This window comes from Rahnella sp. 1L-D-7-B-C2 (assembly GCF_057290995.1).
This window is the reverse complement of the sequence record NZ_JBXAVQ010000020.1, coordinates 1-24,236: the sequence shown is the minus strand read 5'-3', so window position 1 is coordinate 24,236 and position 24,236 is coordinate 1. Positions and strand designations below refer to the sequence as shown.

The window sequence follows — 24,236 nt, the reverse complement described above, 5'->3', positions numbered from 1 at the left end:
GTAGCATATGTCTGGGGGTTTAGTTACAGCAGCATATATTGTTGCCGCTATTCTGTTTATTTGTAGCCTTGCGGGGCTCTCTAAACATGAAACGTCTAAGCAGGGGAACATCTTCGGTGTGACCGGGATGGCGATCGCGTTAATTGCGACCATCCTTGGCCCTGACTCCGGTAACGTCGGCTGGATCATCGTTGCGATGGTGATCGGTGGCGCAATTGGTGTCTATCTGGCGCGTAAAGTCGAAATGACTGAAATGCCGGAACTGGTGGCGATCCTGCACAGTTTCGTCGGTCTGGCTGCGGTTCTGGTCGGCTTCAACAGCTACCTCGATCACGGTGCAGTGCCGATGGAAGGTGTGATGGAAAACATCCATCTGACCGAAGTCTTCCTTGGTATCTTCATTGGTGCGGTGACTTTCACCGGTTCTATTGTGGCCTTTGGCAAACTGCGCGGGATTATCTCTTCCAAACCGCTGGCATTGCCACATCGTCATAAATTGAATCTGGCGGCGCTGGTGGTGTCTTTCCTGCTGATGGTGACGTTCGTTCGTACCGAAAGCGTGGGTCTGCAAGTCTTCGCACTCTTGATAATGACCATCATCGCGCTCGGCTTCGGCTGGCATCTGGTCTCTTCTATCGGCGGCGCGGACATGCCGGTGGTGGTATCGATGCTGAACTCCTATTCCGGTTGGGCAGCAGCAGCGGCGGGCTTTATGCTCAGCAACGACCTGCTGATCGTTACCGGTGCGCTGGTTGGTTCTTCCGGTGCGATCCTGTCCTACATTATGTGTAAAGCGATGAACCGCTCGTTCATCAGCGTTATTGCAGGCGGTTTCGGTACTGACGGTTCCTCAACCGGAAATGCGGAAGAGATGGGTGAGTATCACGAAGTGAGCGCGGAAGACGTGGCAGACATGCTTAAAAACGCCAGCTCTGTGATCATCACTCCTGGCTACGGCATGGCGGTAGCGCAGGCTCAGTATCCGGTTCACGACATCACGGCCAAACTTCGCGCCAAAGGCATCAAAGTGCGTTTCGGTATTCACCCTGTTGCCGGGCGCTTGCCGGGCCACATGAACGTTTTGCTGGCGGAAGCGAAGGTACCTTATGACATCGTGCTGGAAATGGACGAAATCAACGGTGACTTCACTGATACCGACGTCGTGCTGGTGATCGGTGCCAATGACACCGTGAACCCGGCCGCGTTAGAAGATCCACGCAGCCCGATAGCCGGTATGCCGGTGCTGGAAGTGTGGAAAGCGCAGAACGTGATTGTTTTCAAACGTTCGATGAATACCGGTTATGCCGGCGTTCAGAACCCGCTGTTCTTCAAAGACAACACGCAGATGCTGTTTGGTGATGCGAAAGAAAGCGTAGAGAAAATCCTGCGCGCGCTGTAATACATGACGCATTGATTTGAAATGAAAAAGGCCAGTCAATCGACTGGCCTTTATTTATTTCGTAAGAAGTAAGGTTTAATGACTCAGACGTTATTCGTCGTCGTCCTCTTCATCATCGTCTTGCGTAATCGGGCATTCAAAATCATCCGGCTTGATGGCCAATAAATCGCATTTCAGATGGTCGATCACCTGTTCGGTGGTATTGCCGAGGAAAGCCGCCGATAATCCGGTACGGCCAATCGCACCTAATACCACGACACCGGCCTGCAGATGCTCAGCCAGATCCGGGATCACTTCTTCCGGCAGGCCTTTTTCCACGTGCGTGAATTTCTCATCAATTTGGAATTTCTGGCGCAACGCTTTCATGGCAATCAGGTGCTGACCACGGATTGCATCGTTATAGACACTGGGGTCGAAGTCCGGCAGTTCGATGGCAATATTGATTGGCGTGACCGGATACGCACCGACCAGATGTACTTCTGTCTGATTGACGTGAGACGCCAGATCGATGGTTTCTTTTACCAGTTTGATGTTCAGCGGGTCGTGATAGGGTTCTTCACTGGAAAGGTTAACCGCAACGACGGCTTTACCGCCTTCGGGCCAGGGCTGATCTTTAACCATCCAGACCGGGCAGGGGCATTTGCGCAGCAAATTCCAGTCGGTAGGCGTGAAGATCACCGATTCGAGACGGTCGTGTTGATGAGCCATTTTTAGCAGCAGATCGTGACCGGCTGCAATCACTTCCTGAATAAGTGCTTCGAAGGGTTTGTTGTGCCAGACCACTTTCACTTCAATTCGGATACCGGCTTCAATGTAATACTTACACTGCTCTTTAATCCATTCGGCCCGCTCATTGATCACACTCTGTCGCATGCTGGTCCGTTCGTCCGGCGACAGCATGGTGGTCATCTCATAGGAGAAATCATAAATAGACAGGAAAGCTTTGATCTGTCCACCGTTACGTTGCACCAGATAAACGGCGCGACGCAAAGCAGGTTGATCATCCTGATTGGGGTCTATAGCAACGAGTAAATTTTGATACTTAGCCATGGGGACTCCTTAACACCTGTGAGAGAACAGCGTTAACTGTATTAATTACAGAGTAAACCAAGATTAAGCAATCGGACAGAGGAGAAATTGAGTCGGATCAACAAATTATTCATTGCTGAGCCGACTCAAAATTTAACGAAGTGGACTATCAGGCAGATACCGCGACAGACTGGCCGGCTAATTGAGAAAGCATCGCGTGATTCTCAATGGTGATGTACTTGCCTTTAACGCTCAGCATTTCTGATTTCTGGAAACGGCCAAGCAGACGGCTGATGGTTTCCACGGTCAGACCGAGGTAGTTGCCGATGTCGCCACGGGTCATCGTCAGGCGGAATTCGCGCTGGGAGAAACCACGCTCTGCGAAACGACGGGAGAGGTTATAGATAAACGCGGCCAGTCTTTCTTCCGCATTTTTCTTCGACAACAGCAGGATCATATCCTGGTCGCCTTTGATCTCACCGCTCATCAGACGCATCATTTGCTGGCGCAGATTGGGCATTTTACCGGAGAGATCGTCGAGAGTCTCAAACGGAATTTCACAGACCATGGACGTTTCCAGCGCCTGTGCGAAGCTTGGATGTTGCAGACCGCCAATCGCATCAAAGCCGACTAAATCGCCAGCCAGATGGAAACCGGTGATCTGTTCATCACCCTGTTCGGTGATGGTGTAGCTTTTGATGGTCCCGGAGCGGATAGCATAAAGGGATTTCAATTCATCGCCGGCTTTGAACAGTGCCTGACCTTTTTGGATCGGCTTTTTCCTTTCGATGATGTTGTCGAGCTGATCGAGTTCATGCTCGTTCAGCGTAAAAGGAATACAAAGCTGGCTGATGCTACAGTCCTGACAATGGATCGCACAGCCACCAGATTGGATACGTCGAATAATACGCTTTTCCGGGATCATAAGAGTCACTCAGGCAATATTGATATGGGTCAATTTTAACATCTTTTGCAGCGAGTGATAAGTATCAAGATGGGGCGAAAAGAGCGAAATGTTAAAAAAGCACGATTTTTAATGAGTTTTTTTTCCAATTATTTTGATCTGCATGAGGTATTTAGACGAATTGAGAATCAATGAGATTTAGATATGGGTCAATTTATTCGTAAAATTTATATAATTTTTTTAACAGATACATTGCCTGAATCAATTTATCGTGGCTGAGGATATTCTTAGCATCGGTTTTTTGATTTACGAAATGCAAAAAACGCTGCAATTGCAGCGTTGATTTGTACCATCGAATTATCTTGCGAAATTATACGTCGCCTTCATTATCTTTTTCCACCGCTTCGTGAAGACGGTCAAGCATATCAGGGAAGGCCGACTGCACGCGGCTCCAGCTCGGAATAAATGGCTTTTCACTCGGCGTATCGACAAATGCCTGACCCGCTTCAATAATCGCGCCCGAGAACAGCTCTACGGCGGATTCCTCACTGTGGCGATCGAACGACAATCCGTTCATACGCGCATCATTTTCAAACCCGTCGATCATATCCAGCGCATTGCGGTAGTAGGTGGCTTTCAGAATGCGGAAAGACTCACTGGTAATGTTGACGCCCAGAATCGCCATCTTGCGGTACAACGCTTTGGTGATGTCGATACTCATGCGTTGTAAACCGTTGGTGGCGTCATCTTCTGACATCGGCTGGTGTTTGTGGTCGTAATTATCGGCGATATCCACCTGACAGATACGGCGGGTGGCGGTGTTGCGGTGTAGTTCCGAAAGTACGCCTATCTCCAGACCCCAGTCGCTCGGAATACGCAAATCATTCAGAACGTGGGTGCGCATGGCAAATTCGCCGGAAAGCGGATAACGGAAAGTCCGCAGATACTCGAGGAAATCGGAGTGGCCGTAGACGATTTGCAGAGATTTCAGCAGCGGGAAGACCAGCAGGCGGCCCACGCGTCCGTTGAATTTCCCATCAGCCACGCGGGCGTAATAGCCTTTACAGAAATCGTAATGGAAATTGGGATTGGCGACCGGGTACATCAGGCGGGCCAGCATCTCGCGGCTATAGGTGACAATGTCACAATCATGTAGGCCTACGACAGACGTGCGCCGCGAGGCCAGCGTGTAGCCGACGCAAAACCAGACGTTACGGCCTTTGCCCGGTTCCATCGGTGAGAGATTTTCTTTTTTTAGCTCTTCATCCAGCGCTTTAAGGCGCGGGCCGTCATTCCATAAAATACGGTGACGCTGCGGCAGGCGGGAAAAAAACTCACGAGCAAATAAAAACTGATCGCGGTCAGCGCGATCTAAACCAATAACAATTTCTTCCAGATAGGGGACTTTTGTCAGTTCATCGACAATTTTTGTCAGCGCGGGACCTTCAAGTTCTGAAAAAAGCGAAGGTAATATTAATCCCATTGAGCGTCGGCCCGAAAACACCTGCAAATCGTATTCCAGTTCTTCAACTTTACGGTGAGTCAAATTATGGAAATTAGTAATGACACCATCCTGATAAAAATCACTCATGCGGTATTCTCCAATTTTAAAATTGATAAAATTATTGGGAACAAACAACAGCTAAAGTATTTTTCTTCTCATTCATTTTAGATTTCCCGTGCCCGGGAGCGTAATAAAATGGTCCAGTCCCTGAACCCACCCGTGCGGGCCAAACTCCGAAGTGCGAAACACCTGTGAGACAGGGTGACGGCTCAGCGGCATCTGGTGATCGTGATGGCCTTTGATGACTACGGCGTGATCGACCGCTTCCAGCATAGATAAATCATTCGGGCCATCGCCAAGCCCGAGAGTGATGACTGGCTTGCCGCGCTGGCGCTGGTATTCGGCGGCTAACCACTGCACCGCCGGACCTTTTCCCGCATCGACTCCCATTACATGCCAGAAACGACCACCACGGGTCAGCGCCAGGCCTTCGCGGGTCAGGCATTTTTTAAAATGGCTAAAGTCCAGATCGTTGCCAAACCAGATCAGCGGCTCAGAGGCTTCACGCCGCATCGCCAGTGCTGCATCCGGCTCAGACAGTCCCGTCCAGATAGCGACCTGTTGGGGCGTGACATCGCCAAAACCGCGAAACTCAAAATCATACCGATGTCGCAACTCCTCAAGCGTATGGCGGATATCGGCGTAGCGTACGCCAGGCATCGGACTTTCAGGCCTCCAGCCGGAGGGGAAGTGGATCATGGCACCGTTTTCGGCAATAAAAGGGAGATGCGTTAACTGTAAAGCAGACTGCAAGACCGCCACTTCTGCGGACGTTTTACTGGTGGTCAGAATCAGCGGGATCTGCGCGGTAGCAAGCCTGTCCAGCCATTGCTGCGCCGGTTGCCAGCTGTAATTGTGGTGGTCTAGCAGCGAACCATCCAGGTCGGTGAAAATAATTAAGGGATCATCAAGGTACGGCATTCTTTCTCCTCAATTGTGTGGCAGAACAGAGGCTCATGCTTGCAAATGACTTTCTGTTCCAGCAGCTAAGTATAGATTCAAAAATGCCATTTATTGCCGCAGTGCACATTTCAGGAATTTTTACCGGCGATGACGCGCCTTTACCCGGCGGTGAAATATCTGGATAATTTGCCGCAGTTCCACTGCGGTTTAGATGTCATCCTTTACTATTGCGCACCTTTTCTTGCCCGGTTTCGGGCATTCAGACGAGTCTTTCTTCATGTCTTTATCACCGGTATTACGGCGTCACGCTTTGTTGCTGTCCGCCGTCAGTCTGTTATCCGCCTGCGATGGCGCGCCTTCCGCACAGGACAGCGCGCTGGTCATCGAAGGCAAAACCATGGGCACGTTCTATCGTGTCAGTCTTGCGGGGGTCGATAAAAACCGGGAAGCGGCGCTGCGCGGGCAAATCGAGGCGCAGCTCAAAGAAGACGATCACCAGTTGTCGACGTACAAAGACGATTCGGTACTTTCACGTTTTAACCAGTATCAGGGTAACGCGCCGCAGCCGATAAGCGCCGGTATGGCGGATGCTATTGTCACCTCGATGCGTATCGGGACATTAACTGACGGCGCGATGGATATCACCGTTGGCCCGCTGGTCAATCTGTGGGGATTTGGCCCGGATAAGCAGCCGGTGAAAACCCCGACGCCGGAACAGATCGCTGCTGCGCGTGAGCGGACTGGTTTGCAGCATCTGAAAGTGATTGAGCAAAGCGACGGGCAGTATTTGCAGAAAGATTTGCCGGGCATGTATGTCGATCTCTCAACGGTCGGCGAAGGCTATGCGACCGATCATCTGGCGCGGCTGGTGGAAGGCAATGGTATCAGCAATTATCTGGTGTCGGTGGGCGGTGCGGTGGTATCGCGCGGCCATAACGCCAGGGGTAAACCGTGGCAGGTGGCGATTCAGAAACCGACCGACAAAGAGACGGCGGTGCAGGCGATTGTGGATTTGCAGGGCATGGGCATCAGCACGTCCGGCAGTTATCGCAACTATTACGAGCTCAACGGCAAACGCCTCTCGCATATCATCGATCCGGCGACCGGAAAGCCCATCACCCACAAACTGGTGTCTGCCACGGTGATTGCGCCGACCGCGCTGGAAGCTGACGGCTGGGATACAGGCCTGATGGTGCTAGGCACACAAAAAGCGCTGGCGCTGGCCGAGCAGCAACATCTGGCGGTGTATCTGATCACCAGGGACGGCGACAGCTTCAAAAGCCATATGACGCCGCAGTTCAAAGCCTATCTCAAAGACCCGGAATAAAGCGTTTTACAGAGTATTATTCAGCGTCTCACTGAGGAAATCCAGAAAGACCCGCAACGCCGGAGACTGGCCTTTGTGGCTGGCATACAACGCTGAAACCGAAGAGGGCGGCGTATGCCACTCCGGCAAAAGATGTTGCAGTTCTCCTTGCGCGATCCGCAGTGCGCAGGCGATTTCCGGCAGCAGTGCAATACCCAGCCCGTCCGCAGCCGCCTGACACAGCACCAGCAAATTGTTACTCACCATGCGCGGCGTCAGCGAGATCTTGCGGCTACCTTCCAGCGGGTGCACCAGCTCCCATTGTTCATCCGCCCACGGTGTTTTACGAACCAGCGTCGGCAATGCGCTCAGTTGTTCCACGGACGCGGGTGCAGGCAGAGCGGCGATAAAGGCCGGGCTGGCGACCAGCACGTAGCGCAAGGTGCCGAGCGGTTTGCGATGCAGCCCGGAATCCTCCAGCGGTTGGTTGTGCGAGCGGATCATGACGTCGAAGTTCTCCTCCAGTAAATCTACTGCCCGGTTGATCGCCAGAAGCTCGAGCGTGATCTCCGGATAACGTGTCAGAAATGTCTTCATCAGCGGCGCAATCACAGTTTCTGCCATCATTACCGGTGCTGAAATGCGCAAAAGCCCGCGCGGACTCTGCTGCAAATCATCAATCACCTGTTGTGCGAACTGCGCCTGTTCCAGCAGTTTCTGACATTCGGCCGCATACCGTTCGCCAACGCTGGTGACGGAAAAATGCCGCGATGTGCGCTGCAACAGACGTACGCCGAGGCGCGATTCCAGCGCCTCCACGCGGCGGCTGAGCAGGGATTTCGACACCCCCAGCGCCCGCCCGGCGGTGGTAAAGCCCTGATGCTTTACCACGGCGGCAAACAGCGCCATATCATTAAGATTGTCCTGCATGTCCGTTCTTCCTGTTGAGTGTCGTTGCAGATATGCGACGATATGTTGTCATATCAGGTATTTTAGATGATTACCACAACGATTACCCTGTGCTCATTCTAACTAAGAGATGAAAACAGAGACCCTTATGAAAATTTTACACCTTGATTCCAGCCCGTTTACTGAAGGCTCCGTCTCCCGCGAACTGTCTGCGACGATTGTTGCCGAGCTTTGCGCCCGTCACCCTGACGCGGTGGTGACTTATCGCGATCTGGGCACCACGCCGCCACCGCATCTTTCCGCCTCCGCGATGAGCCTGCTGCACAATTCCCAGGATGAAGTGATTACGCCTGAGCTGCAGGCCGAACTGGACGGCATCTATCAGTCGATTGAAGAGTTGATCGCCTGCGACGTGCTGGTTATTGGCGCGCCAATGTACAACCATTCTATCCCCAGCAATCTCAAAGCGTGGCTGGATCAGGTCTGCCAGAAAGGGCTGACGTTCCGGTATACGCCGCAGGGCGTGGTGGGGCTGATCCCCGGAAAAACCGCGTATATTGCTTCCACGCGCGGCGGGGTGTACAGCACGCCGGAAGGCAAACTGCATGATTTTCAGGAGCCGTATCTGGCGTCGATTCTGGAGCTGATGGGCGTGGCGGATTGCCACGTGATCCGCGCAGAAGGCGTAAGCCGTCAGGCGATTGGTCGGGAGAAAGGGCTGGCGGAAGGGCGTGAAACGCTGCTTCAGATCCTCAATGCCTGAAGCAGCGCGGCGATGTCGTTTGGCGTTTGTCGTTTTAGATTAATGTTTCGCGGTGCTGATCAATTCGAACAGCACCACGGTTCGCGAGGTACACACATATTCGCGGCCAAAATCGAAGTTATGTTCATTCACGTCATCGGGTTGGAAGGTATCGAGAATATGCCGCCAGCTCTCACCGTGCGCCACCGATGGCAGGGTGAACATAACGTCTTTGTGCGAGGCGTTGAACAGCAACAGCACGGTACTTAGCGATCCCTGACGCAGCAAGCCGGTCGGCTGTGCACGGCCATCGAGCAGCATGGCGATGCATTTCGCGTGCGGATCGCTCCACGCGGCATCCGTCATTTCGGGCCCCTGCGGCTGGAACCAGCTCACATCCTTCACGCCGAGCTTTTCATGCACCGCACCGGTCAGGAAACGTCCGCGATGCAAAATCGGAAAACGTTTACGCAGGGCGATCAGCCGGTAAGTAAACAGCAGCAGCGATTTGCCTTTATCGCCAACATTCCAGTTCACCCAGGCAATGTCGGTATCCTGACAATAAGCATTATTGTTACCTTCCTGCGAACGGGCGAATTCATCCCCGGCCAGCAACATCGGCGTGCCCTGCGAGAACAACAGCGTCGCCAGCATATTGCGCATCTGCCGCAGGCGCAGCTCGTTGATCTCCGGATCGTCAGTCGCCCCTTCGACGCCGTAGTTGGCCGAGATATTGTTATCGCTGCCGTCCTTGCCGTTTTCCCCGTTGGCGCTGTTGTGCTTCTTCTCGTACGACACCCAGTCATTGAGCGTGAAACCGTCGTGGGCGGTGATGAAATTCACCGAGGCGTAAGGCTTGCGTCCACGGTGATTGAAGAGATCTGCCGAGCCGGAAAGCCGGGTGGCAAACTGCGCCAGCTGGCTTTCGTCGCCGCGCCAGAATTTACGCACCGTATCGCGAAATCGATCATTCCATTCCATCCAGCCCGGCGGGAACCCGCCCACCTGATAGCCGCCGGGACCGCAGTCCCAGGGTTCGGCGATAAGCTTGCACTGGCTGAGGATCGGATCCTGACGGCAGGTGTCGAGAAAACCACAGCCCTCGTCGAAACCGTAGCTTTCGCGCCCGAGAATGGTCGCCAGATCGAAGCGGAATCCGTCCACCTGCATTTCCGTCGCCCAGTAGCGCAGCGAATCTGTCACCATCTGCAACACGCGCGGATGGCTGAGATTGAGCGTATTGCCGGTGCCGGTATCATTGATGTAATAGCGTTTGTTATCGGGCATCAGCCGGTAATAACTGGCGTTGTCGATGCCTTTGAACGACAGCGTCGGGCCAAGTTCATTGCCTTCTGCCGTGTGGTTATATACCACGTCCAGAATCACCTCTATACCCGCTGCGTGGAAGGTGGCGATCATCTGTTTGAATTCGTTCACGGTGTGCGTCGCCATATATTGCGGATGCGGCGCGAAGAAGCTCAGCGTGTTGTAACCCCAGAAATTATGCAGCCCTTTATCCTGCAAATGGCGGTCATCGGTAAACGCGTGGATCGGCATCAGCTCGACCGACGTCACACCGAGCGAGCGGATATATTCCACAATGTGCGGCGTGCTCATGCCCGAAAACGTACCGCGCAGATGCTCCGGCACTGCCGGGTGGCGCATGGTGTAGCCGCGCAAATGCGTTTCGTAGATCAGCGTTTTTTCCCACGGAATATGCTTTTTGCGCGAACGTGCCCAGGAGAACGCCGGGTCGATTACGCGGCACTTGGGCAGGAAAGGCGCGCTGTCGGTGTTATCAATGTGCAAATCCTTCTTGGCGCTTTGCATATCATAGGCGAACAGGGCGTCGTCCCATTTCAGGTCGCCGACGATTTGCTTGGCGTAAGGATCGAGCAACAGCTTGGCCGGATTAAAGCGGTGGCCGTCGTGTGGCGCGTAAGGACCGTGCACGCGATAGGCATACAGCAGGCCGGGGCGGGCATCCGGCAGATAACCGTGCCAGACTTCGTCGGTATACTCCGGCAGTTCGATGACATCGTACTGTTCGCCTTCCTCGTTAAACAAACACAGTTCGACTTTGGTGGCATTCGCGGAAAACAGCGCGAAATTGACGCCCAGACCGTCCCACGTCGCGCCGAGCGGAACCGGTAAACCTTCGCGTACGCGGGTGGTATGGCCGGAATCGAAACTGCGGACAATTTCGCCGTCGCTGTAAGGATGCATGATGCGCACACCGAGTTCGTCAACAGCGATGTTGACCTGGGAATTAGAGGGGACAGTGCGGACTTCATCAGTGCTGGCTGTAGGTTGGGTCACTTTGCTGGATCGGGCTTTTGCCATTCGTTTCACACTCCTGAGCAGGTCAATCAGAATAAATCCTGAGAAAGAATTGGGCACAAAAGAGGGGCAGCTCTCACGGCTGCTGGTCTGTTGCTTTCAAATCAGTGTAGTTGCAGTTCCGGCTTTTCCCCTGTCAGCCGCTAATTAACCGCCAAATCCAGTTTCCCCGCATGACAAAAAAGAGGCGTCTAACGCCGCATCGCAAAAAATCAGTGTGATGAAAACATTCCTGAATGATGCGTTTTGGCATCTCACCGGCACTCACAAATATGCATGTTACTGACTGAATTTAAAGCCTTCAGTTCTCACGAGAATTTTTGATGCAGTGTGATTTTCTCTTTTGAAATCAGGCTCCGATACTGGCTACAGAGAAAGCAGCGGCGAGCGATGAGACAACGAATTTTACCCGCGCTCATCGTCTGCTTTCCGTCATTCACTTACTTACATCTCTCTTTGGAGTTACGATTTATGAGCACTACCAAACAAAAGTATATGGTTTCCGCAGCATGGGAAAATGCTGACGACGTCTGGTCAGCCGCCTGTTTTATTGACGTATTTAATATGACGGATACCGATCTGGAGTCTGGCAAAGTAGAATTCACGCTCGATAATTCACAGAGCGCATCTGCGAACATCAACTTCCAGTTCGAAACCTGGAGCAGTCCTATCAAAGGTACGCTGATTGACGCTTGCAGCGTTATTCCAGCAGGCGGTAAGGGCACCTTCGCCATCATGGTCGGCAACAACACCGGCGTGAGCATCGGTAATCTGCCGCACGGCTTTAAAGTTAACGGCGAAGCGGCCGATCAGGTAGCTGATACTCAGGCTCCGACCGTGCCTTCCAACGTGAAAGTTGTGGCGAGCGGCGCGGTGACCCTGACCGTTGGCTGGACGGCATCTACTGATAACGTGATGGTTAGCGGTTACGAAGTCACCTATACCAACACCAAAACTAAAGTTGCCAAAACTCAAAAAACCACCAGCACGTCACTAACGCTGGTCGGGCTGACGGCCGAAACTGCCTACAGCGTTCAGGTCCGTGCTTACGATCTGGCCGGTAATTTCTCGGCTAAATCACCCGCGCTGAATGTCACCACTGACAAAACCTTGCCGGATTCTGGCGACTACAGCTTCAACCACGCACCGTTTATGGATTTCACCGGCTGGCCGACGCCGCGTCCCAGCGTCTTCGGTAAAGAGTCCGGTCTGAAAGCCTATACGCTGGGCTTTATTACGTCTGCTGATATGAATGCCGGTAACGGCGCACCGAACTACCGTCCTTGCTGGGGTGGTCTGGTGAGCATTACTGACGCGAACGTGGGTGACTACGGTGCTGAATTCACCGGCGATGCAACGGTTTCAGATTACGGTAAAGCCGATATCGCGGCGTTCCGTGCAGCAGGCGGCGACGTCGCTATTTCCTTCGGCGGGGCGAACTCCAACTTCCTCGAAGAGCACATTACCGACGTGGGTGAGCTGGCTGCGCTGTATCAGGGCGTGCTGGATAACTACGGCGTGAACCATATCGACTTTGATATCGAAGGCGGCGCGTTACAGCAAACCGAAATGCTCAGCCGTCTGGTGGCCACCATGGCGGTGGTGCAGAAAAACAATCCGTCACTGCAAATTGCGTTCACGCTGCCGGTTGACGGCCAGACGTCCGATGATTCGCAGGGGCTGACGTCCTTCGGTATTGATTTCGTGCGCATGGTGCATGATGGCGGGCTTTCACCGGCGCTGTTCAACGCCATGTCGATGGACTTTGGCGACGTTGCGCCACCGCCGGACATGTATACCGGTGTGGAAATGTCGATGCTGGCGATGCATCGTCAGATCAAAACCGTCTTCACCGAGTGGTCCGATGCCAAACTGTGGCGCCGTATTGGTGTGACGCCGATGTTCGGCATCAACGATACCGGCCCGAGCTTTACCGTTGAACATATGAAAAAACTGATCGAGCTGGCGAAGAAATACAATTTCGGCACCATCTCCGGCTGGGATGCGACCCGCGATTACAATCAGGGTCTGGAAATGTGCCACACCAGCGATCACAACAACCTGTATCAATGTACTTATGAAGGCACAGTGTCTTACGCCTACAGCAAGATTATCGCGACTTATCAACACAAGGCGGTGTAATCCGCTGCCAGAAATACTTTTCAGTTTTTTAATCCGTGCTGTTTAATTTCGCCGGTGTGAACCCTTCACACCGGCATTTTTGCGTCTGCATCATTCTGTAAAGTTTAACTTCTGTACATGACGGCAGCGTTCGCTGATATTCACTCTGACCCGCTGCAAACAGGGCGGGCGCTGAACGTATTAGATGTCCTTAAATAAATACAGGAGCCTCCATGACTATCGCGTTGCTAAGCCATGTCCCGCTGGACACTGGTTACCCTGAGCGTTTTGCCGCCGCCGGATTCACCCTCTATTTCGCCACCACGCCCGGGCAGCGCGCCACGCTTTCCTGTGAACTTGCACAGCAAATTCAGGCGGTGTTAACCATCGGCAGTATCGGTCTGAGCGATGCAGAAATGGCAACGATGCCGAAGCTGGAAATCATCTGTGCACAGGGTGTGGGGTATGAACATATTGACGTCGCGGCGGCAAAAACGCGCGGTATTCACGTCACCCATGGGCCCGGCACCAATAATTCTTCCGTCGCTGACCACACACTGGCGCTGATGCTGGCAATTACCCGCCGCATTCCGCAGTTTGATCAGGCTGTTCGCGACGGTGAGTGGAATAAAGCGCGCTGGAACGTTCCCGGTATGGCAGGCAAAAAGCTCGGTGTCGTGGGGTTAGGAAACATCGGCGCGCTGATTGCCCGTCGCGCAGCAGGCGGATTTGATATGGCGATTGGCTATCACAACCGTAAACCCCAGGCGGATACGGCTTATCCCTATTTCCACAGCGTGACCGAACTGGCCGCCTGGGCGGATTATCTGGTGGTCGCCACGCCTGGGGGAAAAAATACCGTCCGGCTGGTGGATGCTGCCGTATTGCGCGCGCTCGGCGCTGACGGCTTTTTAATTAACATTGCGCGCGGCAGCGTGGTGGATACTGACGCGCTGGCCGCCAGCCTGCAAAGTCACGAAATCGCCGGCGCGGCGCTGGACGTGGTGGACGGCGAACCGCAGGTGCCGCCCGCGCTGCTGACGCTGGATAATCTGGTGATCACGCCGCATGTAGCGGGGCGCTCGCCGGAGTCGGTCGAAAATATGCTGGCGCTGGTACTCGATAACCTCAGCGCGCATTTCTCTGCCAGACCGGTGCTGACGCCAGTGCCGGAGTAAAATCTTAAACCGTTGTCACTCTCTATAGTCGGAAAAAGCATAAGTAACCGCTTTTTCTTATTTGTCTGGCATACCCGCAGGCCGTAACAATAGGGTTTTAGAACAGACAGGGGCGACGGCGGTGAATTTTCAACAACTCAAAATTATCAGGGAATCAGCGCGATGCAATTACAACCTGACCGAAGTATCGAACATGTTGTTCACTTCGCAGTCAGGTGTCAGCCGCCACATCCGCGAGCTGGAAGACGAGCTGGGCGTCGAGATTTTCATCCGTCGTGGCAAGCGTTTGCTGGGGCTGACTGAGCCGGGTAAAGAGTTACTTGCCGTTGCTGAGCGTATTCTCAACGAAGCCCAGAACATCCGGCGGCTGGCGGACGTCTTCTCGAAAGAGGACGCAGGGGTGCTGACCATCGCCACCACGCATACGCAGGCGCGTTACAGTCTGCCTAAAGTCATCAAAGCTTTCCGCGCCATCTACCCCGGCGTCAGGCTGGAGCTGCATCAGGGCTCTCCAAACGAAGTGCTGGCGATGTTGCTCAGCGGACAGGCGGATGTCGCGATTGCCAGCGAAAAACTGATGAACGATACCTCCGTTGCGGCATTCCCGTATTACCGCTGGCATCACGCCATCGTTGTTCCGCAGGGACATCCGCTGACGTTGCAGCACCCCGTCACGTTGCAACATCTCAGCGAGCAGCCGTTGATCACTTACCGTCAGGGCATTACCGGCCGTTCGCGTCTCGACGAAGCCTTTAGTCGTGCCGCACTCAGCCCGGATATCGTGCTCAGCGCGCAGGATTCTGATGTGATCAAAACCTACGTCGAACTTGGTTTAGGCGTGGGTATTCTCGCCGACAAAGCTTACGAAATCGCCCGCGATACCGGCCTTCAGCTCATCAATGCCGAACATTTATTCGAAGCCAACACCGTCTGGCTGGGTCTGAAAAGGGCGCAGCTGCAGCGCAACTATGTCTGGCGATTTATCGAATTATGTAATCCGGGGTTATCGGTGAATGATATTAAGGAGAAGGTCTTTGCGTCGGGGCAGGAGAGTGAGACGGTAATTGACTATCAGATCTGATAGTGCCGGGCTGCGCACTTGGCGGAATTTAATTTTAATTTCAGTTTCATGGTTAAGACCTTGGGCTGCCGTCCAAATTGGCCCAAAGGTCAAGGTCGTGGGTTGCCACCCACACTGGCTTCAGGGCAAGACCGTGGGTTGCCACCCACACTGGCCTTAAGGGCGGCTTATCGCCGCCGCCCTTAAGAATCCCGGGCTCTTTAAAACACGTGCCATGCATCCCGGCTATGTTTCAGCGGCTTTCGCTATTGCCGCAAAATCCCGCCGCTGCGCGGTTCCCTCCGGTCGGGTTACAACCCGCGCAAACAGACGCGCGGTTTTCCACCTCTTCCTCGGCGTGATTTTTGAACGCGGCCACAGGCTTTTTAGGTCACAACTTCACCGGCTCAGGATCATTATAAAAAACCAAATGCGCTGTTCAAACTTTCTGTTTTTTGTTTTTTTTAAATGGTGAGATGGCGCGATCAAAAATCCAGCTGAACGGAGCGGCTTCGAGACCAATGGCTCGAAGACCGAGTGAAGGCAGCACGAAGTGCCTGGATTTGCGGCACCCACGGAATTTACAGAACACGGCCATCGTTCCAGTGATAGCGCGTGTTAAAAAAGAGTGGGAGATCAAATAGGGAGGCGTTTTCCTCCCTATTTGGCGGTTTCGGTGCAGTGGGTAAAGTGGTCACTGCAATTGAGAAACCGAAATATTCTCGGTCAGGTTTAAAAGCCGCCCCGTGCGCGCCCCCCGCACAAAAAAAAGCCGGTTATAAACCGGCTTTTCACTCACATCAATAATCCCAGCGTTTGCTAAGCAGCGGGCTTAGCAATAACGTTGCGATTTTCCATCCGAACTTCTGCGATCGCTACATCAATGATGTCACTCTGACGGTAGGCCACTTCGCCCTTAATCAGAACGGTGCCGGTGTCTGCGCTGCATACCAGCTCGTCGCGCACGCTGTGCAGGAACGGAGCCGGAATGAAAGCGACGGCGCCGATATCTTGCAGGCGGACACGCAGGCCGCCACGGGTGACATCGATGATTTCCGCGCTGAACTTAACGTCAGTGCCGACTTTATCTTCCAGATAACGTGCATACAGCCAGTCACCGACGTCGCGCTCGGCCATGCGGTTGGCGCGGCGGCGCTCAGCCAACTGGACAGTCATCTCATCCTGTGGTTTCTCAGCAGACTGGTTCAGGATCATCGCTTTCAACAAACGATGATTCACCATATCGCCGTATTTACGGATAGGTGATGTCCAGGTTGCATACGCTTCCAGACCCAGACCGAAGTGCGGCCCCGGCGTGGTGCTGATTTCTGCGAACGTCTGGGAACGACGAATGCGGCTGTCGAGGAACTGCGTTGGCAATGCGTCAAGCTTGCGGCGCAATGCGCAGAAGCCCGGCAGGGTCAGCAACTCTTCGGCGTTGGCCTCCACGTCGTTGGCCTGCAATATAGTCACAGCGTTCTCAACCAGCAACGGATCGAAACCGGTATGCACGTTATAGACGCCGAAACCGAGGCTGTCGCGCAGGGCGATAGCAGCACACACGTTGGCGGCGATCATCGATTCTTCCACGATGCGGTTAGCGATACGGCGGTGCTCGGCGACAATCTCCAGCACGTTGCCTTTCTCACCCAGCACGAAGCGGTAATCAGGACGATCTTTAAACACCAGCGCGTGTTCGGTACGCCATGCGCTGCGCACGTCACAGACGCGTTTCAGCAGGCGAATTTGATCGGCGATCACATCGCTGGCTGGCTGCCATTCGCTCTTCTCATCCGCTTCAAGCCAGTCAGAGACATTGTCGTAGGCCAGCTTGGCTTTGGATTCAATGGTGGCGGCGAAGAAACGAATGTCCCTGCCCAGTGCGCCATCGGTGCTCAGCGTGACGGAACACGCCAGAACCGGGCGGCTGACGTCTGGCCACAGGGAACAGATATCATCGGACAATTCGCGCGGCAGCATCGGGATATTAAAGCCCGGCAAATAGTTGGTGAATGCGCGTTTTTTAGCGGTGTTGTCGAGGTCGCTGCCTTCGGCGACGTACGCCGTCGGGTCAGCAATCGCGATGGTCATTTGCAGGGTGCCGCCGCCATTGTCTTTCACAAACAGCGCGTCATCCATGTCCTGCGTACTGCCGCTGTCAATCGTGACAAAAGGCAGGGCGGTCAGATCTTCGCGGGTCAGACCTTCATCGCGCAGTTCAGCTATCTCAGATTTTGGTGCTTCACGTTCCAGATTATGACGTGCCAGGGTGACCCACCACGGCGCGAGGTCGTCGGTGCCGGTGGTGATCCACTCGGTGATTTCAGCCTGGAAGCTGTGATCGCCTTCTTTTAGCGGATGACGGCGCATTTCGGCCACACACCAGTCGCCATCGCTCACTTCGTGATTGATGTTGCGCATGACGCGGCACAGAATGGCATCGCGCAATAAAGGATGATCGGGAGTGATGGAAAGGCGGTCGTCTTTCTTGGTGACGCGACCTACAAAGCGGCTGAGGAAAGGTTCAACCAGGGTTTCCGGCTGGACGACTTCACGCTCTTTTTCGGTTTGCAGGGAGGCGATCACGCGGTCCCCGTGCATGACTTTTTTCATGTACGGAGGCGGAATGAAATAGCTTTTTTGGCCGTCTACTTCAAGAAAGCCAAAGCCTTTCTCAGTGCCTTTCACGATGCCTTCGACACGTGGAGTCTGAGAGTGAAGTTGCTGTTTTAGCTGCGCGAGCAGCGGGTTATCTTGAAACATATCGTCCAGAGAATTGGGGGTTAATGTGGCTCGATTAGCGGCAGACAGTTTTACGCGATCTGACCCCGTCGGGCAAGCTCTTATCCCCCTTTCGCCTCATAACCCTGAAGCGAAAGAGGGGATTTACGGCATGCCTCGCAAAACGGTTTAGGCGATACGTTGCAGATCGACAGTTTGCTCGCAGCGACGAATAGTCACCGGAACGGCTTTCGAGGTCGGGGTGTGGGTTTGGTCACCAAAGCTGGACATCGGCACCAGCGGGTTTGTCTCCGGATAATAGGCCGCCAGATTGCCGCGCGGAATATCGTAGCTCACCAGTTTAAATCCGCTGACTTTGCGCTCTACGCCGTCGTTCCACAGTGTTTCGATTTCCACCAGCTCGCCGTCTTTCAGCCCCAAATCAGCCAGATCCTGAGGGTGAATGAACAACACTTCGCGCTGGCCATACACGCCGCGATAGCGGTCATCAAGACCATAAATCGTGGTGTTGTACTGATCATGCGAACGCAAAGTTTGCAGGGTAAACGGCGCATTCTGATCCCCCATCGGGATCAACACTTCCGGCAACGGTGCGGCGCTGAAATTGGCTTTGCCGCTTAAGGTATTGAAGTTCAGCTCTGCCGCTGCATTGCCCAGATAGAAGCCACCTTTGATGTCGCAGCGTGCATTGAAATCTTTGAAACCAGGAATGGTCGCTTCGATGTGATCACGGATCAGGTTGTAGTCATCCGCAAGAGCCATCCAGTCGAGGTATTTGTCACCAAGCACCGCATCGGCGATACCGCAGACTATTGCGGTTTCGGAACGCTGCTCTTTCGACAACGGGATACCTACGCCTTCGGAAGCGTGAACCATGCTGAAGGAATCTTCGACGGTGATAAATTGCGAGCCGGTGGCCTGCATATCCAGCTCGGTACGGCCCAGCGTCGGCAAGATTAATGCTTCGTGACCCGGCGTCAGGTGGCTGCGGTTCAGTTTCGTACTGATTTGCACTGACAGATCCAGATTGCTCAGCGCCTGCAAAGTACGCGGTGTATCCGGCGCGGCAGCGGCCAGATTCCCGCCGAGGCAGATAAGGACTTTGGCATCGCCACGCAGCATCGCTTCGAGCGCTTCCACGGTGTTATGGCCCGGCGTGCGCGGTGGCGTAAAGTTGTAGTGTTTTTCCATCGCATCCAGCAGGGCTTTCGGCGCTTTCTCGTCGATGCCCATGGTGCGGTTACCCTGCACGTTACTGTGACCACGCACCGGACACAAACCGGCGCCCGGTTTGCCGAGTTGCCCGAACAGTAATTGCAGGTTGGTGATTTCGCGCACGGTTGGCACGGAATGTTTATGCTGGGTAATGCCCATCGCCCAGGTACAAATCACGCGGTCGGCATGCATATAGATAGCCGCGGCTTCGCGCAGATCCTGTTCACTCAGGCCGGACTGCCCGGTGATTTTTTCCCAGCTGGTAGCATCAACTATCGCCAGATAGTCGTCCACGCCCACGCAGTTCTGCGCAATAAATTCATCGTCGAACAGGGAAGGCTGGCCGGAGGCGATGCGTTCGCGGTGCGTCTGCAACAGCGCTTTGACGATACCGCGCACGGCGGCCATATCACCACCGAGATTCGGCTGATAGTAGGCAGAGCTGATGCGACCGGCTTTCGGTGTGACGACTTCCAGAGGTTTTTGCGGATCGGCGAAACGTTCTAAACCGCGTTCACGCAACGTGTTGAAGCTGACGACTTTCGCGCCACGATCGGCGGCGTGACGCAGGCTGTGCAGCATACGCGGGTGGTTGGTGCCGGGATTCTGGCCGAAAACAAAAATCGCGTCGGCCTTTTCAAAATCATCCAGACGGATGGTGCCTTTACCGACGCCGATACTCTGTTTCAGGCCGACGCCGCTGGCTTCGTGGCACATGTTGGAACAGTCAGGGAAGTTGTTGGTGCCGAACATGCGGCCAAACACCTGATAAAGATAAGAGGCTTCATTGCTGGCGCGACCGGAGGTGTAGAAATCCGCCTGATCCGGGCTTTCCAGACCTTTAAGATGGCTGGCGATCAGCGAAAAAGCCGCGTCCCAGCTGATCGGTTCGTAATGGTCGGTGGTGCGGTTATAGCGCATCGGGTGGGTGAGCCGTCCCTGATATTCAAGGAAGTAATCACTCTGTTCACGCAGTTTGCTGACGCTGTGCTGCGCGAAGAATTCAGGCTCGACCGCTTTGCGCGTTGCTTCCCAGCTGACGGCTTTCGCGCCGTTTTCACAGAAACTGAACGTACTGTGGTTATCATCACCCCAGGCACAACCCGGACAGTCAAAACCGCGACCTTTGTTAACACGCATCAGGTTGCGCAGGTTGGAGAGGACTTTCTTACTGTCGAAGACGAAACGGGTGGTAGATTCCAATGCACCCCAGCCACCGGCCGCGCCGTGGTAGGGTTTGATCTCAGTTTTGAATTTCATAATTATGCTTCGCAGGTGGCTTTTATCTTGTCTGGAAACAATCGGATCGACCAAATGTTAATCCGTTTGTTAATTTTATGTCACAAGTTTAGGAGGGGGATGGAGTTACGTCTAATCGAATGCCGTGATGGTGTGATAGAAACCGTCTATCGCGGGGGTTTATCGCAGCGTAATGCAAATTTTTCAAGACGGGCGGGCGTTTAAAGTCAATTTCAAAGGTTTCAAAAACAGTATCTTGCGATAAAGAAAACTGATTACGTCAGTCACTGCCTGTTTTGGCGTTAAAGCAACCAACTTGTAACCGAATCGTTTCATTATGAAATGCTTAGCAAAAGACTAAGGGTTTTTCTGAAGGCTGTTTTCAGGCACCCTATGCCGCAGATCTCGATCTATGACTTTTTTGTATGATTATTTGTATAGATGCTGAGCGGATTTATGTTCAGGTCAATGCGGCACGTTTAAGGAAGATTCAGTGAAACGTAGTGTAATAAGTGTTTTATCTTGTGTGTTGTTGTTCTCTGCGGGCAGTGCGAGCGCTGTTGCGCCACTGGATTTCCCGGTTGTTCCCCCGAGCATTGACGCCGCGTCTTTTGTCCTGATGGATTATGCCAGCGGTGATGTGCTGGCGGCAGGGAACCCGGATGACCGTCGCAACCCGGCCAGTCTGACCAAACTGATGACCGGCTACGTGATTGACCGCGCGCTGGATCAGAAAAAAATCACGATGAACGACATCGTGACCGTGCCGCAGGAAGCGTGGGTCGCCGGTAACAAGAGTCTGGAAGGTTCCTCGCTGATGTTCCTCAAACCGGGCGATCGCGTTTCAGTACGCGATTTGATCCGCGGCATTATCATTACCTCCGGTAACGACGCCTGTGTCGCCATGGCCAATTACGTGGCGGGCAGCCAGGACAGTTTCGTCGGCATGATGAACAAATACGTCGTGAGCATGGGGCTGACCAATACCCATTTCGAAACCGTACACGGTCTGGATGCGCCGGGTCAGTACACGACTTCCTATGATCTCGCCAAACTTTCCCGCGCGATTATCGGTGGCGAGCCTGAGGAATATAAAATGTATAGCGAGAAATCGCTGACGTATGACAACATCACTCAGCAAAACCGTAACGGCCTGCTGTGGGATAAAAACTTACAGGTTGATGGCCTGAAAACCGGTCACACCGAAAGTGCTGGTTTCAACATTATCGCATCGGCCACGCAGGGCGATCGTCGTCTGATTGCTGTTGTTATGGGGGGCAAAAGCTCGAAAGGGCGTGAAGAACAGGCGCGCAAACTGCTGACCTGGGGCTTCCGCGAATACACCAGCAAGCAAATATTTAAAGCCAATCAGACAGTCTCCAGCGAGCATGTCTGGTTTGGGGCGAACGATCAGGTGAAAGTCGGTTCACTGAGCGACGTGTTTATTAGCGTTCCGCAAGCCGATGCCGACAAGCTGAAAGCCCAGTACGTGCTGACCAATCCGCAGGTCGAAGCGCCGCTGAAAAAAGGTCAGGAGCTTGGCAACATTAATATCGTGGACAACGGTAAAGTGATCAAAACTGTTCCGCTGGTGGCGCTGGAAGACGTCGCGCAGGGCGGGATCATCAGCCGTGCGATTGATTACATTAAACTGAAGATTTAAAACGAGTAAAAATTTTACTCTCTGCACTTTAAATCCCCGGCATTATTGCCGGGGATTTAAAGTGATCGGCATTACCATTCGGATACTTTTTCTATTTCCACTTAATGCATCCAAATTTAGGGGCTGACATTCGAGACGTGTTTCATAAATCTCCTCTCAATGAAAGTATATGTAATTATACTGAAAATGGACGTGAAGATTAAAGCACTGCCTGTCGCTAAAAGATATGAGTCTCGGAATATATAAAATGATAACGATAATGCAAGACCATGTAAAAGATAAATGCTATAGCTGGCAGTTCCAGAAATTTGTAGAGGTTTAAATTTGAGCAAGCCAACTAATGATGAACCGAAACATACAGATAAGAAAACAAAAAACAATGGTGGAATAACACTCAGTTTGTAGACATTTAGTCCTGACTGCCATATCGAAAATACTAAATAAACTAACGATGCTAATGAAAAAAGAGTGCTACCAAGAAGTTTGCTGATCATCTCCCCAGCATTATTTTTTATTATTGAACATAGTAGTCCACACAAGAAACAACATATCAAGGTTGTATTTATTTCATTGATTAAATCAAAATAGTAGAGATTTCCTATTATAAATATCATGCAAATTGTAAAGTAAAGGTATGTTTTTCTTGAGAAGAAAAATGATGAGAACAAAGGGATGAGTAAGTAAAAAAACCACTCATAGATAAGCGTCCAAATTACTCCACACACTATAAGTGAACCTCTAAACTCATCCGTAAGGCCAGCAGGTTCTAGCATGCCAAAAGTGAGCCACAAAATAATCGTTTTAAAAAATAAATTTAAGTTCAAATCACTACGGAACCCGATAAAATATGCCAATATCAACATGAGAGCTAACATTGTAAAATATAAAGGAAGTATTCTTTTTGCTCTTTTTTTATAAAAATCCCTAACATCTAAAACAGGATTATTTATTAGTTTTCCAAAAAAAAGATATCCTGTGATCATGAAAAAAACCATGACTGGAATGTATCCAAATGAAAGTAATGTGGTTTTCTCAATAGTTGACAAGTCTTTAAAAAATACACTGGGCAGTAATATATTCCAGTTTTTTGTATTAGTATAATTGTACATAAAAACAGAATGATGTATCGTTATTAATAACGCTGCAACCCCTCTTAACGAATTAATGTAAGAGGCGCTTTTTTGCTCGTAATTACTATCTCTACAAAGACCAGTTTGGAAAAATGAAATGATAAAAAAAGGAGTTAATAGTAAAGTTGTAGACATGATAATACTTTCAATGATATGCATCAAATTCCTACCTGTTCCTATTTGAGTGTGGCGGTTTTAATTATTAATCTTCTTGTATGTATTATATGTTATGTTCTTTTTTTTTGATATGTAAATTTGACGTCATGTGATTTCAAGCAGATATGTCAGACTTTTACTCTGTAAAAGTGTGATTGTATTAAGTCAGCCCCGCTGTGGAAAGTGCAGTATCTACATTTCTAATAATTTAAACTGTAAATCCCAGGGTTTTCCTTAAAAAAATTGAAATCCAAATCGTCTACAACTTTATATCAAACTTTCCGGTTTGATACTCGAGGGTTGCCTGATTTATTTCATGCACAGTGTTCATCACCGGCTTAACCCACTGCGGATCCGGGTCGAAGGGCAGACCGAGATTGTCCGGTGCATACATCTGCGGGCCGTGATGATTGAGAAACAGGAATGGAACCAGCTGTTCGAGTTGCGGTACTGGAACCGGACGGCGGCTTTGCAGGTCACGCATACCATCGTGATACGATTCATATTGTTGAACAATTTACAGGTCATGGGATGCTCCGTTTGACTAGTCCTGCTATAGGTTGACACTTTTTAGCCTTATAACGCCCGATGAATTTCATCGGGCGTTTTGTATTTTAACGACAGGTGGGGTCGCCG

At 52.2% G+C, this 24,236-nt stretch carries 18 protein-coding genes; 8 read left to right on the top strand and 10 right to left on the bottom strand.

The window, feature by feature from the left end:
- Positions 1–7 precede the first annotated feature (7 nt).
- Positions 8–1,399, top strand: a complete 1,392-nt coding sequence (pntB, locus tag AC0Z7K_RS21230; protein WP_213050656.1) for a Re/Si-specific NAD(P)(+) transhydrogenase subunit beta — start codon at positions 8–10, stop codon at positions 1,397–1,399.
- A gap of 90 nt (positions 1,400–1,489) precedes the next feature.
- Here the strand turns inward: pntB and uspE are convergent, their stop codons facing one another.
- The 4 genes from uspE to AC0Z7K_RS21210 form a co-directional block, all read right to left on the bottom strand.
- Positions 1,490–2,449 carry a universal stress protein UspE gene (gene uspE, locus AC0Z7K_RS21225; RefSeq protein ID WP_413528842.1) on the bottom strand — a complete coding sequence of 320 codons (960 nt, stop codon included), beginning with the start codon at positions 2,447–2,449 and terminating at the stop codon, positions 1,490–1,492.
- Between the two features lie 148 nt (positions 2,450–2,597).
- The gene (fnr, locus tag AC0Z7K_RS21220; protein WP_112167729.1) at positions 2,598–3,353 is read right to left on the bottom strand and encodes a fumarate/nitrate reduction transcriptional regulator Fnr; all 756 of its coding nucleotides are present in this window, start codon (positions 3,351–3,353) and stop codon (positions 2,598–2,600) included.
- Positions 3,354–3,702: 349 nt separating this feature from the next.
- Positions 3,703–4,923: a glycosyltransferase family protein gene (locus AC0Z7K_RS21215; RefSeq protein WP_413528843.1), complete on the bottom strand. Its 1,221-nt coding sequence runs from the start codon at positions 4,921–4,923 to the stop codon at positions 3,703–3,705.
- Positions 4,924–4,995: 72 nt separating this feature from the next.
- The gene (locus AC0Z7K_RS21210) at positions 4,996–5,817 is read right to left on the bottom strand and encodes a mannosyl-3-phosphoglycerate phosphatase-related protein (protein WP_485615845.1); all 822 of its coding nucleotides are present in this window, start codon (positions 5,815–5,817) and stop codon (positions 4,996–4,998) included.
- A 35-nt stretch (positions 5,818–5,852) separates the two neighbouring features.
- On the opposite strand from AC0Z7K_RS21210, the gene AC0Z7K_RS21205 reads away from it, so the two are divergent.
- Positions 5,853–5,984, top strand: a complete 132-nt coding sequence (locus AC0Z7K_RS21205) for a hypothetical protein (protein WP_485615844.1) — start codon at positions 5,853–5,855, stop codon at positions 5,982–5,984.
- 92 nt (positions 5,985–6,076) lie between these two features.
- Entirely contained in the window at positions 6,077–7,126 is a 1,050-nt protein-coding gene (apbE, locus tag AC0Z7K_RS21200; RefSeq protein ID WP_413528846.1) for an FAD:protein FMN transferase ApbE, read from the top strand.
- Positions 7,127–7,132: 6 nt separating this feature from the next.
- Here apbE and AC0Z7K_RS21195 read toward each other — a convergent pair whose 3' ends face one another.
- Positions 7,133–8,035, bottom strand: coding sequence for a LysR substrate-binding domain-containing protein (locus AC0Z7K_RS21195; RefSeq protein ID WP_485615843.1), 903 nt, complete (start codon positions 8,033–8,035; stop codon positions 7,133–7,135).
- Positions 8,036–8,162: 127 nt separating this feature from the next.
- Between AC0Z7K_RS21195 and AC0Z7K_RS21190 the strand changes: the two genes are divergently transcribed.
- Entirely contained in the window at positions 8,163–8,777 is a 615-nt protein-coding gene (locus AC0Z7K_RS21190) for an FMN-dependent NADH-azoreductase (protein WP_485615842.1), read from the top strand.
- Positions 8,778–8,816: 39 nt separating this feature from the next.
- Here the strand turns inward: AC0Z7K_RS21190 and glgX are convergent, their stop codons facing one another.
- Positions 8,817–11,099 (bottom strand): glycogen debranching protein GlgX, encoded by a 2,283-nt coding sequence (gene glgX, locus AC0Z7K_RS21185; protein WP_413528849.1) that lies wholly within the window; start codon positions 11,097–11,099, stop codon positions 8,817–8,819.
- Between the two features lie 468 nt (positions 11,100–11,567).
- On the opposite strand from glgX, the gene AC0Z7K_RS21180 reads away from it, so the two are divergent.
- The 3 genes from AC0Z7K_RS21180 (at position 11,568) to cbl (ending at position 15,476) form a co-directional block, all read left to right on the top strand.
- Positions 11,568–13,238 (top strand): fibronectin type III domain-containing protein, encoded by a 1,671-nt coding sequence (locus AC0Z7K_RS21180; protein ID WP_485615841.1) that lies wholly within the window; start codon positions 11,568–11,570, stop codon positions 13,236–13,238.
- A gap of 212 nt (positions 13,239–13,450) precedes the next feature.
- A complete protein-coding gene (locus tag AC0Z7K_RS21175; RefSeq protein WP_485615840.1) occupies positions 13,451–14,395 on the top strand; it encodes a 2-hydroxyacid dehydrogenase in 945 nt (314 codons plus the stop codon).
- A 121-nt stretch (positions 14,396–14,516) separates the two neighbouring features.
- The gene (gene cbl, locus AC0Z7K_RS21170; RefSeq protein WP_413528852.1) at positions 14,517–15,476 is read left to right on the top strand and encodes an HTH-type transcriptional regulator Cbl; all 960 of its coding nucleotides are present in this window, start codon (positions 14,517–14,519) and stop codon (positions 15,474–15,476) included.
- A gap of 798 nt (positions 15,477–16,274) precedes the next feature.
- On the opposite strand, the gene AC0Z7K_RS21165 is transcribed toward cbl, so the two are convergent.
- Positions 16,275–18,218: an exoribonuclease II gene (locus AC0Z7K_RS21165; protein ID WP_485615839.1), complete on the bottom strand. Its 1,944-nt coding sequence runs from the start codon at positions 18,216–18,218 to the stop codon at positions 16,275–16,277.
- A 147-nt stretch (positions 18,219–18,365) separates the two neighbouring features.
- Positions 18,366–20,672, bottom strand: a complete 2,307-nt coding sequence (locus AC0Z7K_RS21160; protein ID WP_485615838.1) for an FdhF/YdeP family oxidoreductase — start codon at positions 20,670–20,672, stop codon at positions 18,366–18,368.
- Positions 20,673–21,144: 472 nt separating this feature from the next.
- Here AC0Z7K_RS21160 and AC0Z7K_RS21155 point away from each other — a divergent pair, with 472 nt between their 5' ends.
- Positions 21,145–22,314 carry a serine hydrolase gene (locus tag AC0Z7K_RS21155; RefSeq protein ID WP_413528855.1) on the top strand — a complete coding sequence of 390 codons (1,170 nt, stop codon included), beginning with the start codon at positions 21,145–21,147 and terminating at the stop codon, positions 22,312–22,314.
- 116 nt (positions 22,315–22,430) lie between these two features.
- Here the strand turns inward: AC0Z7K_RS21155 and AC0Z7K_RS21150 are convergent, their stop codons facing one another.
- Both AC0Z7K_RS21150 and AC0Z7K_RS21145 read right to left on the bottom strand, forming a co-directional pair.
- Positions 22,431–23,603 carry an acyltransferase family protein gene (locus tag AC0Z7K_RS21150; RefSeq protein WP_485615837.1) on the bottom strand — a complete coding sequence of 391 codons (1,173 nt, stop codon included), beginning with the start codon at positions 23,601–23,603 and terminating at the stop codon, positions 22,431–22,433.
- Positions 23,604–23,859: 256 nt separating this feature from the next.
- On the bottom strand, positions 23,860–24,084 hold the full coding sequence (locus tag AC0Z7K_RS21145) for a cupin domain-containing protein (protein ID WP_485615835.1): 225 nt from the start codon (positions 24,082–24,084) through the stop codon (positions 23,860–23,862).
- Between the last annotated feature and the right edge of the window lie 152 nt (positions 24,085–24,236).